The following is a 13,085-nucleotide window of genomic DNA, read 5'->3' on the forward strand; positions in this document are numbered from 1 at the left end:
CCCCCCGGTCGCGCCCCGCGCCGGGCTGCTTGCGTTGCCCCCACCCTGGACGGAAAGCCCCATGAGCCTGCACGGTCTGCTCGACGCCATCGTCAAGGACCCCGCCCTCGCGGAAGCGATCACGGCGGCCGCGGACGGCAACCGTATGCACGTCGACCTCGTCGGCCCCCCGGCGGCCCGCCCCCTCGCGCTCGCCGCTCTGGCCCGCGAGAGCGGCCGTACCGTGCTCGCGGTCACGGCGACCGGCCGCGAGGCCGAGGACCTGGTCGCGGCGCTGCGCTCGCTGCTGCCCGCCGAGGGCGTCGTGGAGTACCCCTCCTGGGAGACGCTGCCGCACGAACGCCTCAGCCCCCGCAGCGACACCGTCGGCCGGCGCCTGGCCGTGCTGCGCCGCCTCGCCCACCCCCGCGCCGACGACCCCGAGACCGGCCCGGTCTCCGTCGTCGTCGCGCCCGTGCGATCCGTGCTCCAGCCGCAGGTCAAGGGCCTCGGCGACCTGGAGCCCGTGGCCCTGCGCACTGGTCAGAACGCCGATCTGAACGAGGTCGTGCAGGCCCTCGCCGCCGCGGCGTACGCGCGGGTGGAGCTGGTGGAGAAGCGCGGCGAGTTCGCGGTGCGCGGCGGCATCCTGGACGTGTTCCCGCCCACCGAGGAACACCCCCTGCGCATCGAGTTCTGGGGCGACGACGTCGAGGAGATCCGCTACTTCAAGGTCGCCGACCAGCGCTCCCTGGAGGTCGCCGAGCACGGGCTGTGGGCGCCGCCCTGCCGTGAGCTGCTGCTCACCGACGTGGTCCGCGAGCGCGCCCGGGTGCTCGCCGAGGAGCACCCCGAGCTGGGCGAACTCCTGAACAAGATCGCCGAGGGCATCGCGGTCGAGGGCATGGAGTCCCTCGCCCCCGTCCTGGTCGACGACATGGAGCTGCTCCTCGACGTGCTGCCCCAGGGGTCGATGGCCGTGGTCTGCGACCCGGAGCGGGTGCGTACCCGCGCCGCCGACCTGGTGGCCACCAGCCAGGAGTTCCTCCAGGCGTCCTGGGCGGCCACCGCGGGCGGCGGAGAGGCCCCGATCGATGTCGGCGCGGCCTCCCTGTGGTCCCTCGCCGACGTCCGCGACCGGGCGCGCGAGCTGGACATGATGTGGTGGTCCGTCTCGCCCTTCGCCGCCGACGAGGAGCTCGATGCGGGCACCCTGAAGCTGGGCATGCACGCGCCCGACACCTACCGCGGCGACACCGCCAGGGCGCTCGCCGACACCAAGGGCTGGCTCGCCGACGGCTGGCGCATGGTGTACGTCACCGAGGGCCACGGGCCGGCCTCCCGCACCGTCGAGGTGCTCGGCGGCGAGGGCATCGCCGCCCGCCTGGACACCGACCTCGGCGAGCTGAGCCCCTCCGTCGTGCACGTGTCCTGCGGCTCGATCGAGTACGGCCTCGTGGACCCCGGGCTCAAGCTCGCCGTGCTCACCGAGACCGACCTGTCCGGGCAGCGCACCGCGAGCCGCGACGGCGCCCGGATGCCGGCCCGCCGCCGCAAGACCATCGACCCGCTCACCCTGGAGCCGGGCGACTACATCGTCCACGAACAGCACGGCGTGGGCCGCTACATCGAGATGGTGCAGCGCACCGTGCAGGGCGCCACCCGCGAGTACCTGGTCGTGGAGTACGCCCCCGCCAAGCGCGGCCAGCCCGGTGACCGCCTCTACATCCCCACCGACCAGCTGGAGCAGATCACCAAGTACGTCGGCGGCGAGGCTCCCACCCTGCACCGCCTGGGCGGCGCCGACTGGACGAAGACCAAGGCGCGCGCCAAGAAGGCCGTCAAGGAGATCGCGGCCGACCTGATCAAGCTCTACAGCGCCCGCATGGCCGCCCCCGGCCACGCCTTCGGCAGTGACACGCCCTGGCAGCGCGAGCTGGAGGACGCCTTCCCGTACGCCGAGACCCCGGACCAGCTCACCACCATCGCCGAGGTCAAGGACGACATGGAGAAGACGGTCCCCATGGACCGCCTGGTCTGCGGCGACGTCGGCTACGGAAAGACCGAGATCGCGGTGCGGGCCGCCTTCAAGGCCGTACAGGACGGCAAGCAGGTCGCGGTCCTGGTGCCGACGACGCTGCTGGTGCAGCAGCACTTCGGGACGTTCTCCGAGCGGTACGGACAGTTCCCGGTGAGCGTGAAGGCGCTCTCCCGGTTCCAGACCGACACCGAGTCCAAGGCCGTCCTGGAGGGCTTGCGCGAGGGCGCGGTGGACGTCGTCATCGGCACCCACCGGCTGTTCTCCTCGGAGACCAGGTTCAAGGACCTGGGCCTGGTCATCGTGGACGAGGAGCAGCGCTTCGGCGTCGAGCACAAGGAGCAGCTGAAGAAGCTGCGCGCCAACGTGGACGTGCTCACCATGTCCGCCACCCCCATCCCGCGCACCCTGGAGATGGCGGTCACCGGCATCCGCGAGATGTCGACCATCACCACCCCGCCCGAGGAGCGCCACCCGGTGCTCACCTTCGTGGGGCCGTACGAGGAGAAGCAGATCGGCGCCGCCATCCGGCGCGAACTGCTGCGCGAGGGCCAGGTCTTCTACATCCACAACCGGGTCGAGTCCATCGACCGCGCGGCGGCCCGGCTGCGCGACATCGTGCCCGAGGCCCGCATCGCCACCGCGCACGGGCAGATGTCGGAGGCGGCCCTGGAACAGGTCGTGGTCGACTTCTGGGAGAAGAAGTTCGACGTGCTGGTCTCCACCACCATCGTGGAGTCCGGCATCGACATCTCCAACGCCAACACCCTGATCGTGGAGCGCGGCGACACCTTCGGCCTCTCCCAGCTGCACCAGCTGCGCGGCCGGGTCGGGCGTGGCCGCGAGCGGGGGTACGCGTACTTCCTGTACCCGCCGGAGAAGCCGCTCACCGAGACCGCGCACGAACGGCTCGCGACCATCGCCCAGCACACCGAGATGGGCGCGGGCATGTACGTGGCCATGAAGGACCTGGAGATCCGCGGCGCCGGCAATCTGCTCGGCGGCGAGCAGTCCGGGCACATCGCGGGCGTCGGCTTCGATCTGTACATGCGCATGGTGGGCGAGGCGGTCGCGGACTACCGGCGGCAGCTTGAGACAGGGGAGATCGAGGAGGAAGCTCCGCTGGAGGTCAAGATCGAGCTGCCCGTCGACGCGCATGTCCCGCACGACTACGCGCCCGGCGAGCGGCTGCGCCTCCAGGCGTACCGCGCCATCGCCTCCGCCAACTCGGAGGAGGACATCAAGGCCGTCCGCGAGGAGCTCACCGACCGCTACGGCAAGCTGCCAGAGCCGGTGGAGAACCTGCTGCTGGTGGCCGGGCTGCGGATGCTCGCGCGGGCCTGCGGGGTCGGCGAGATCGTCCTCCAGGGCACCAACATCCGCTTCGCTCCGGTCGAGCTGCGCGAGTCGCAGGAGCTGCGCCTCAAGCGGCTGTACCCCGGTACGGTCATCAAGCCGGCCGCGCACCAGGTGCTGGTGCCCCGCCCGAAGACCGCGAAGGTGGGCGGCAAGCCGCTGGTCGGGCGCGAACTGCTCGCCTGGGTGGGGGAGTTCCTGGCCTCGGTGCTGGGGTCCTGACCCCGCTCTGATCCCTCCCCGCCCCTTCCCCGCCCTCTCCCTGACCCCGATCGAACCCCGGGTGTGAGCCGGCGCACGGACGAACGGTCCGTGCGCCGTTTCTCGGCCGCCGTGTGCCCCACCTCACGCCCCGCTTACCCCTGAATCCTCCCTTTGGGACCCATCTGACGCTCTGGAACGGGCAGTTACCGTAAGGGGCGGAACGATCCGCCCCGCTTCCGAGGGCGGACCCGAAGGGGCGAGCGAGGGGGGCGTGGCATGACGCGTCTGAAGAGTGGGGCGGTCTGTGCGGTGGTGGTACTGGCCGCCGCGACCGGCTGCAAGTCGGGCCAGAACCAGGGGGCTTCGGGCCCCGAACCGAAGAGCGGCGGCGGTGTCGTACTGACCGCCGTGAAGGCACTGCCCGTCAAGGGCCGTGCGCCGAAGACCGGTTACTCCCGGGAGCGGTTCGGCAGTGCGTGGGCGGACACGGACGCCAACTCCTGCGACACCCGGGACGACATCCTCAAGCGCGACCTGAAGGACGTGAAGTTCACCGGCGGCACCTGCAAGGTCACCTACGGACTGCTGGATCCGGACCCGTACTCCGGCAAGGACATCACCTACAAGCGCGGTGCCAGCAAGGTCGACATCGACCATGTCGTCGCCCTCTCGGACGCCTGGCAGAAGGGCGCCAAGTACTGGGACGCCAACAAGCGGATCGCGCTGGCCAACGACCCGCTCAACCTCATCGCGGTCGACGCGAGCGCCAACCGCGGCAAGGGCGACGGCGACGCGGCCACCTGGCTGCCGCCGGACAAGGACTACCGCTGCTCGTACGTGGCGACGCAGGTGGCGGTGAAGAAGAAGTACGGCCTGTGGGTCACCTCCGGCGAGCAGACGGCGATGGAGAAGGTCCTCACCGCCTGCCCGAACCAGAAGCTGCCCTCCGGCGGCAACCCGACCGAGGCCCCGGCCCGCTTCAAGGCGCGCTAGAACCCGTCGAGCCCCGCCGTGCCCGGAGGCGTTCGTCAGCGGACGCGGGGCGGCGGGGCCGGGCGGCCCGCCTTCTCCCAGCCGACGAAGGTGTTGGTGCGGGCGTACACGAACGCCTTGACCGGGTCGCCGGAGTACGTCCACGGCACACTGCCGACGTACCCGCCGACCGCCCGGAACTGCTCCACCGCCTCCGCGTACCGCTTCTTCTGGAACAGCATCTTGGCCAGCAGATGCCGTACCAGCGGCAGCCGGTGGTGCCCGGCCGGGACCCGGTCCACGGCGTCCAGGGTGGCATCGATGGCCGCCTCGACGAACGGCTGCGCGTACACGGGCTCGTCGGGCTCGCGGACGGCGTGCTCGTACAGCGCGTACAGCCGCAGTACGGGCAGCAGGCTGCCGGGCGGGGCGCCGGCCGCGGCCTGCTCGGCGAACGCGTACATCAGTTCGTGCGAACCGCGCCACTTGGCGCACCAGTACTGAAGGGCGCCGGTGTGGGCGCCGAAGTGGTGCGGGTCGCGCGCGGCGATCTCGGCCCACAGGGCCCGGAAGTCGTCGTGTCCCCAGCCGAGTCCGAGGGCGATGGTGATCTGCGCGATCCAGGGGCAGGGGTCCTCGGGCGCCCGCCGCGCGGCGTCCTGGCAGGCGGGCAGCGCCTCGGCCAGCAGCCGGTGGAAGCCGTCGAACTGCTCGGAGGTGGTGTGTTTCGCCAGCTTCGCGCCGCGTACCCGGCCCGCGAGCAGGACGAGCGCGTCGGCGTGCACGAGCGCGGCGGACGGGTCGTCGGGGTACTCGGCCCGCCATGCCTTCACCCAGGTGTCGTCCTCGGCGGCGGCGTGCGCCAGGATGCCGGTGCGGTACCAGCGCAGGTCCCAGTCGCGGCCCGCGCCGGCCAGGTAGCCGGCGGCCCGCCGCCAGTCACCGGCGAGCGCGGCGGCGGCCACCGCGTCGGCCTCCGGGTCGGGGCCCGCGTATTGCTTGTCGAGCCGCGCGGCGGGCACCAGGCCGTACGCGGCCGCGTCGATGGTGACCGGCGCCTTGGCCCTCTCCTCGGCCTTCTGGGCGCGCGCCTTGCGGATGTTGCGCGGGATGGTGACGGCCGCGTAGGCGAGGACGCCGACGCCGGCTATGTCGATCAGGACGTTCATACCGGGTCTTTCGGGTGATCGGGGCCGCCGGGGAAGGCGGGCGGGGAGAGCGGGGCGAGCGGCCGTCGGGCCAGGGTGTGGGGTGGCCGGGCCAGGGGGTGGGGTGCCGGCCCGGTGCCGTCGGACGGTCCGCGGGCGCCGCCGCGCAGCAGCAGGGTACGCAGGGGCGCGGTCACGGCCGGTTCGGCGACCGCCCCGTCCAGCGCCTTCGGCAGATCCTCGGTGAACCACGCGGGCGCCGACTGCCGCACCGGCGGCCCGGCCCAGCACAGCTCCCACCGGCACAGCCCGGACTCCAGCGCGGTGAGCAGGGCCAGCGGGCGCAGGGCCGAGCGCAACGCCGTACGGGCGAACTCGCGGGCCGCGCGGCCGCTGCTGTCGGCGGCCTGCGGGGAGCGCGGCAGGCGGGCGGCGAGGTCGGGCAGCAGGCCGTGGTCGAGCAGGTCCAGGAGGTGGTGCAGGGCGGCGGCGCCGGGGGTGGCCGGGGTACCGGTCAGCCCGGCCATGGCCGCGAGCAGGGGCGCCGCCTGGCGCGCGTACGTCTCCCGGTGCGCCCGCCCGGGCAGTTCGCCCCAGGGGACCCGGCGTCTGGACAGCGCTTCCGTGCTGAGGGTGGCCTGTTCCAGGTCGGCCAGGAGCCGCTCCGGCGTCCGGAGCAGGGCGGTCGCCGGACGCCGTACGGCGGTGGCGGCCCGGCCGTCGCCGGGGAGCGACTCCAGCGCCCTGACGCGGTCGGCCGTGGGCGGGTGGGAGGCGTACGGCGACCGGCCCCCGGCGGGCTGCTCCGGCAGCGGTTCGCGCACCAGTGCCGTCACCTGCGCCCGGCGGGTGCCGTCCGCGAGCAGCAGGGCGAACCCGCCGTAGAACTGCCCTTCCGGGGGCAGCAGTCCGGCGTCCCAGCCCAGCAGCGCGTAGTGGTTCAGATAGAGCTCGTCGGCCGCCTCCAGCGCGGGGACGCGGCGCAGGGCGGCGGCCGCGGTGGCCGGGCCGGCGATCCGGGCGGCGACCAGGTCGGCCGCGTACTCCTGGCGACGGCCGACCGCCTCGGTCAGCCGCAGGCAGAGCTTCGTGTACGCGGTGAAGACGTAAGCCAGATAGTGGTCCGGGCCCCGCGTGCGGCCCCGCTTCAGGGGCGGCGGCCGGCCCTCCGCGCGGCGCCGGGCGGCCCGCGCGGCGAACTCCGTCCGTTCCTCGGCCTCCTCGCGCGCGGCCCGCTCCCTCAGCGTGCCGGTGGTGTGCGCCAGCCGGCCGCGCAGCGCCGCCACCAGGGTGCCCAACCGGGTGTCGTGGTGGGCGTAGTGGCCCAGCTCGTGGCCGAGCACGGCGGCCAGCTCGGCCTCGGGCAGGCCCAGCAGCAGGGCCACGCCGAGGAAGAGCCGCCGCTCGCCCGGGACCAGCCCGAGCCACCGCGCGTCCTCCCGCACCATGGCGACGGCGCCCGGGACGATCCGGATCTCGGCGGGCGGCCGGGTGCGCGCCTGCTCGGCCAGCCGCCGCACGTGCTCCCACAGCTCCGGCTGCTCCCGCGGTGTCGGCGAGAGCCCCGGCGGCCCCTCCCGGTCCTCCCTGGGCCGCCGGCTGAGCACGACGACCCGCAGCACGCACCAGGCGACGGCCAGCGAGCCGAGGCAGCCCTCGACGGTGACGACGGTGAACGTGCCCTCGGTCAGGACGACGTCCAGGGCCGCCATGGCGGCGAGGAGCAGCAGGGCCGGCAGGTAGAACCCGAGCAGCAGGCCGAGGGCGAGCGCGGCCCGCAGGGCGGCTCCCGGGCCGGCGGGACGCGGAGGCATCGGCACCCTTCGAGGAGGACGGTGGGCGGTGCCGCTACTTCTTCAGAGCGGTGAGGAGCGTCGTCGTCAGCTTCTTCGCGGAGGCGGCGCCGTCGTCGGTGCCCGCGGTGGAGAGCACGGTGACCACGGAGCTGCCGGAGCGGGCCGCGATCAGGGTGGTGCCGTTCTGCCACTTCCCGCTCGTCAGGGTCATCGTGTACGCCTCGTCGCCGAGCCCGGCGACGGCCTTGCCGGCGACCTTCACCCTGGCGTGCGCGTCGGTGTCCGTGAACGTGGCGCACCGGGCGGCGACGGCCTCGATCTGCTGCATCGCGTCCTTCGCCTGGGCGACCGGGAACTCGTCGATCTCCTGGGCGATCTCCTCGGTCTTCTGCGCGTTCACATAGTCGTTCTGCGCGAACGAGGAGCTGTTCTGGTAGCCGGTCACCTGGATCCAGGACGTGCTCTCCAGATTGACGCAGTCCGGCTTCGCGGTCTTGCGGGCGGACGTGGAGAGCAGCTTGGCGCCGCTGTCGGCGGTGTTGTCGCCCTCGACGGTGTACCCGGCCGGGAAGGCGGAGGCGGGGGCGAGCAGCTTCGTCAGCTGCGTGCCCGTGCGCAGACCGGCGTTCGGGTCCTTCGCCCTGGTCTTCTGGGTGCTCGGGCGGAGGCGTCCGTGGAGCCGGTGGAGCAGGCGGTGAGGGCCAGGGGCAGAGCCGCGGCGACGGCGAGCAGCGTGGCGGCACGGGACGAGAGACGCATGACAGTCCTTCAGGGCTGGTGGAACGGAGAAGTGCGTACGGCGAGCGGTGTGCCGTACCGCGTCCGGCGCGAGGGCCGAACGGATGAGCGTTCGCTGGGTCAATAACAGCAGAGCGTGTGAACCGAGTCAACATGTTCACGGGGTTCGGCAACGAACACGCCGTGAATGCAGGGATCTTGTGTACGCCGGTATGCTCGGCGCAAACGGGACGAGGGGAGCGGGGCCGGTGCAGGATCAGGCGACAGAGGTGACCGCGGCCGGCATCGCGCGGCTCGCCGGAGTGGGCCGGGCCGCCGTCAGCAACTGGCGCCGCCGGCACGCCGATTTCCCCAAGCCGGTCGGGGGCACCGAGACCAGCCCCTCCTTCGCGCTCGCCGAGGTCGAGGCGTGGCTGCGCAAGCAGGGGAAACTCGCCGAAGTCCCGTTGCGCGAAAGGGTCTGGCAGCAGCTCGCCGGGCATCCCGAGGGCCCGCTCACCGCGCTGGTGCACGCCGGGTGCGCGCTGCTGCTGATCCATGAGCGCCCCACCGTCTGGCTGGCGGCGAGCGCGGGCTCCGACGAGCGCCTCGCCCGGCTGCTGCCGGGCGCGCTGGCGCAGGCGCTGACCCCGCGGCTCGGGGAGCTGACGGGGGTGCTGCTGCCCGGGACCGGGGCATCGGCTGATGTGAACACGTCGGACGCTTCTCGGGCGGCGGACAGGGGATCGACCGCCCCGGGTGTGAACACCCCGCCGACCGCCCCCGGTGTGAACACCCCCGACACCCCCGACACCGCCGACACCCCCGACACCTCCGCCGCCCCCGACGTGCCGGATTCCTCCGGCACCCCGGACACCCCGTCCCCCCCGTCACCGTTCCTCCCCTCCGTCCCCTCCTGCGCGGTGCCGCCGAACTCGCCGCCGAGGCGGGGGCGCGGCAGGCGTTCGAGTTCCTGCTGGGCCGGCATCTGGACGCCAACCCCCGCCAGTACACGCTCACCCCGTCCGAACTCGCCGCCCTCATGGCCGACCTGGCCGGCCCCGCCCGCACCGTCCTGGACCCGGCCTGCGGCACCGGCGCCCTGCTGCGCGCCGTGGACACCCGCCCCGAACAGTGGCTGCACGCCCAGGACAGCGCCCCCGACCTGGCCGCGCTCACCGCGCTGCGGCTCGCGCTGCACTCGCGCGCCGGTGTGCGCGCCGCCGCCGGGGACACCCTGCGCGCCGACGCCTTCCCGGAGCTGCGGGCCGACGCCGTGCTGTGCCACCCGCCGTTCAACGAGCGCAACTGGGGCCACGACGAACTCGCCTACGACCCCCGCTGGGAGTACGGCTTCCCGGCGCGCACCGAGTCCGAGCTGGCCTGGGTGCAGCACGCCCTGGCCCGGCTCACCGAGGGCGGCACGGCCGTCCTGCTGATGCCCCCGGCCGCCGCCTCCCGCCGCTCCGGGCGCCGGATCCGCGCCGATCTGCTGCGCCGGGGCGCGCTGCGGGCGGTGCTCGCGCTCCCGGTCGGGGCCGCGCCGCCGTACAACATCCCCCTGCACGTGTGGGTGCTGCGCAGGCCCGAGCGGAACCCGGCCTCGCCCGAGGTGCTGCTCATGGACACCGGGCGGTTCGCCGGGGAGGGGCGCGGCGGCCCGGACTGGGCGGCGGTCCGCGAGGCCGTCCTGGACGCCTGGCGCGCCTTCACCCGCGCGGGCCGGCCGGCCGAGCGGCCGGGCCTCGCCCGTTCGGTGCCGGTCATCGAACTCCTCGACGACGACGTGGACCTGGCGCCCGCCCGCCATCTGCCGCCGCCCGCCGTCGCCGACGGCGCCGAGCAGCTGGCCGCGGTGCGCGAGCGCCTCGGCGAGACCCTGCGCCTGACCACCGACCTCACCCCGCCGCCCGCCGCCCCGGCCCCGCCCGTGCGCCGGCCGCTCACCACCATCGGTGAACTGGCGCGCGCCGGCGCACTGGTGATGCGCACCGGGGGCAACGGCGGCCACGCGCGGCTGCCCGTGCTCACCGACACCGACGTCCTCTCGGCGGCCGCGCCCTCGGGCACGCTGCCCGAGAGCGACGAGGAGGCCGTGCTGACCGAGCCGGGCGACGTCGTCGTACCCGTACTCGGCGGCGGCTCCGTGGCGCGTGTGATCGAGGAGGCGACGGCGGGCGCCGTCCTGGGGCGCAGTCTCGTCCTCCTGCGCCCCGATCCCACGGCGCTCGACCCCTGGTTCCTCGCCGGGTTCCTGCGCGGCACCGCCAACAACCGGCAGGCCAGCAGCTACGCCTCCACCGCCACCCGGCTCGATGTGCGCCGCCTCCAGCTGCCCCGGCTGCCGCTCGCGGAACAGCGGCGCTACGGCGCCCGGTTCCAGGCCCTGGACGAGTTCGAGCGGGCCCTGCGGCACGCGAGCCGGCTCGGCGACCAGCTGGTGCGCGGGATGTACGACGGCCTCACGGACGGCACCGTCGCCCCCGGCTGATCCCTGACAACGGTTTGATACATCCCGGAGGTGTTGTCGGCGCCGGGCCATATGCTCGATCCACACGTCGGTTCCAGGACTTCGGGCAACAGGAGCAGCCATGCACGGCCACGGCCACGGACAGCCGGCCAAGAGGCCGCCGCACCTCGCGGTGCTGGTCCTGCTGCGCGTGCTGTTCGTGGCGGCCGGCTTCCTCAGCATCGGCTTCCTGGCCTGGGCGATGCTGCTGCGGCTGGCCGCCGTCACCCGCCGGCCCCTGGACTGGGGCCTGTTCGTGACCGCGCTGTTCATCGACGTCACCAGCATCGTCCTGGTGGGGAACGATCCGTCCGAGGACGCGTCGGGCACCGGCGGCACCCTGGGCATGTTCCTGGTGCTCGTCACGCTGGTCTCCGTGACCACGTACTACCTCATCGCGGAGATACGCCATTACGGGCGCCGCGCACGGGAGTTCGAGGCCCGGTCCACCTCGGCACCGGCGTACGGATACCCGGGCCCGGCTGTCCCGTCGTACGCCGCGCCCGTCCTGTCCGCCATGCCCGCCGCCCCCGCCCTGCCCGGCCCGCACACCCCGCCCCCGGCGGCCCCGCACACCCCCGTGCCCGGCCCGCCGCCCATCGCCCCGCCCCCGCACCGCCCCGCCCCCGCGCGCATCGACCAGGTGCGGGCCGAGCTGGACGAACTCAGCGACTACCTGCGCAAGCACGACGGGCAGCAGGACGGACAGCGCGACGGCCGGCCCGAGGGCGGAAGCGGAAGGTGACCGTGGCGACAGGACGTCTCGTCGCCGGCCGCTACGAACTCTCCACCCTCATCGGCCAGGGCGGCATGGGCCAGGTGTGGACGGCGTACGACCAGCGGCTCGACCGGCGCGTGGCCGTGAAGCTGCTGCGCCCCGACAAGGTCGCGGGCCAGGAGGCCGACGAGCTGCGCCGCCGCTTCGAGCGCGAGTGCCGGGTGACCGCCCAGGTCGACCACCTCGGCCTGGTCACCGTGCACGACGCGGGCAGCGAGGGCGAGGAGCTGTTCCTCGTCATGCAGTACGTGGACGGCGCCGACCTCTCCGACCACCTCGCCGAGCACGACCCCTACCCCTGGCCCTGGGCGGTCGCGGTGGCCGCCCAGCTGTGCGCCGTGCTCAGCGCGGTGCACGCCGTGCCGATCGTGCACCGCGACCTCAAGCCCCGCAATGTGATGGTCAAGCAGGACGGCCTGGTCACCGTGCTCGACCTGGGCGTGGCCTCCGTCATGGACACCGACACCACCCGGCTCACCCACACCGGCTCCCCGATCGGCTCGCCCGCCTACATGGCGCCCGAGCAGGCGATGGGCGGCGCGGTCGGCCCGTACACCGACCTGTACGCGCTCGGGGTGCTGCTGCACGAACTGCTCAGCGGCGACGTGCCGTTCACCGGCGCCACCGCGCTCGGCGTGCTGCACCGGCACCTGTACGAGCCGCCGCTGCCGGTGCGCCGGATCCGCCCCGAGGTCCCGGAGGCGCTGGAGAGCCTGGTGCTGCGCCTGCTCGCCAAGGACCCGCAGCACCGGCCGGCCTCCGCGCAGGAGGTGTACGAGCACCTGGCACCGCTGCTGCCCGCCCGCGGCATGCCCAGCGGAGCGCCCCTGGACCCCACCCGCCCCTTCCTGCGCCCGCACGCCCCCTGGCCCGACCGGGCGCGCACCCCCGCGCCGCAACCGGCCCCCGCCGCACCGGTGGCCCCGGCGGCCGGCAAACCCGATGTCGCCGCCGCCGTCGACGAGGTCAAACGCCTGCTGGGGGAGGGCCGGATCACCCAGGCCGTCGACATCCTGGGCGCGATCCTGCCCGCCGCGGCCGAACAGCACGGCGCGCACTCCCCGGTGGTGCGCACCCTGCGCAAGCAGTACGCGGCGACCCTCATGGACGACGGCCAGTACCGGCGCGCCCTGCCCGAACTGCGCCGGCTCGCCGACGAACGCGCCGCCGAGGCCGGCCAGGCCGACCCGGCGTCCCTGCGCTTCCGCTACGACGCCGCGCAATGCCTCGAACAGCTGGGTGAACCGGCGGCGGCGCTCGCCGAGTACCGCGCCCTGCTGCCGTACTACGAGAACCAGTACGTGTCCGGTGATCCGCAGCAGGCCCACGAGGTGCGCCGGCGCATCGGCCATCTGCTGCTCGCCCTCGGCGACCGGCCCGCCGCGCACGACACCCTCGCCCGCCTGGTGCTGGACGTGGAACGCCTCGGCGGCCCCGGCCACCCGATGGCCGTCGAGATCCGCCGCACCCTGCACTGGCTGGGCCAGGTGCGCGGCTAGAGTCATCCGGCCGCATCCGGCCATGCGCACAGACATCGCACAGACATCGCACAGACACCGCACGGACTTCGCGCGGAGAACCCTCAGAG

At 73.9% G+C, this 13,085-nt stretch carries 7 protein-coding genes and 1 pseudogene; 5 read left to right on the forward strand and 3 right to left on the reverse strand.

The features are described 5' to 3' along the window. Nucleotides 1-61: 61 nt before the first annotated feature. Nucleotides 62-3,595 (forward strand): transcription-repair coupling factor, encoded by a 3,534-nt coding sequence (mfd, locus tag GHR20_RS21435; protein WP_153814102.1) that lies wholly within the window; start codon nt 62-64, stop codon nt 3,593-3,595. A 258-nt stretch (nt 3,596-3,853) separates the two neighbouring features. Next, nucleotides 3,854-4,570, forward strand: coding sequence for an HNH endonuclease family protein (locus GHR20_RS21440; RefSeq protein WP_148027045.1), 717 nt, complete (start codon nt 3,854-3,856; stop codon nt 4,568-4,570). A 35-nt stretch (nt 4,571-4,605) separates the two neighbouring features. On the opposite strand, the gene GHR20_RS21445 is transcribed toward GHR20_RS21440, so the two are convergent. The 3 genes from GHR20_RS21445 to GHR20_RS21455 are packed head-to-tail and all read right to left on the reverse strand — an operon-like array spanning nt 4,606 to nt 8,355. Further along, on the reverse strand, nt 4,606-5,718 hold the full coding sequence (locus GHR20_RS21445) for a hypothetical protein (RefSeq protein WP_153814103.1): 1,113 nt from the start codon (nt 5,716-5,718) through the stop codon (nt 4,606-4,608). Continuing rightward, a complete protein-coding gene (locus GHR20_RS21450; protein ID WP_153814104.1) occupies nt 5,715-7,511 on the reverse strand; it encodes a M48 family metallopeptidase in 1,797 nt (598 codons plus the stop codon). Before GHR20_RS21450 ends, GHR20_RS21445 begins: the two co-directional genes overlap by 4 nt. Nucleotides 7,512-7,545: 34 nt before the next feature. Next, nucleotides 7,546-8,355 carry a hypothetical protein gene (locus tag GHR20_RS21455; protein ID WP_243878099.1) on the reverse strand — a complete coding sequence of 270 codons (810 nt, stop codon included), beginning with the start codon at nt 8,353-8,355 and terminating at the stop codon, nt 7,546-7,548. A gap of 124 nt (nt 8,356-8,479) precedes the next feature. Here GHR20_RS21455 and GHR20_RS21460 point away from each other — a divergent pair. The 3 genes and pseudogenes from GHR20_RS21460 to GHR20_RS21470 all read left to right on the forward strand — a co-directional run bounded on the left by GHR20_RS21460 (nt 8,480) and on the right by GHR20_RS21470 (nt 12,996). Continuing rightward, nucleotides 8,480-10,701 (forward strand): annotated as a pseudogene (locus GHR20_RS21460) (N-6 DNA methylase). Between the two features lie 100 nt (nt 10,702-10,801). After that, nucleotides 10,802-11,464, forward strand: coding sequence for a hypothetical protein (locus GHR20_RS21465; RefSeq protein ID WP_153814105.1), 663 nt, complete (start codon nt 10,802-10,804; stop codon nt 11,462-11,464). Then, on the forward strand, nt 11,461-12,996 hold the full coding sequence (locus GHR20_RS21470; RefSeq protein WP_153814106.1) for a serine/threonine-protein kinase: 1,536 nt from the start codon (nt 11,461-11,463) through the stop codon (nt 12,994-12,996). The genes GHR20_RS21465 and GHR20_RS21470 overlap by 4 nt, the downstream gene beginning before the upstream one ends. Nucleotides 12,997-13,085 lie beyond the last annotated feature (89 nt).

Origin of the sequence: Streptomyces sp. SUK 48, assembly GCF_009650765.1 — a bacterium.
GTDB lineage: Bacteria > Actinomycetota > Actinomycetes > Streptomycetales > Streptomycetaceae > Streptomyces.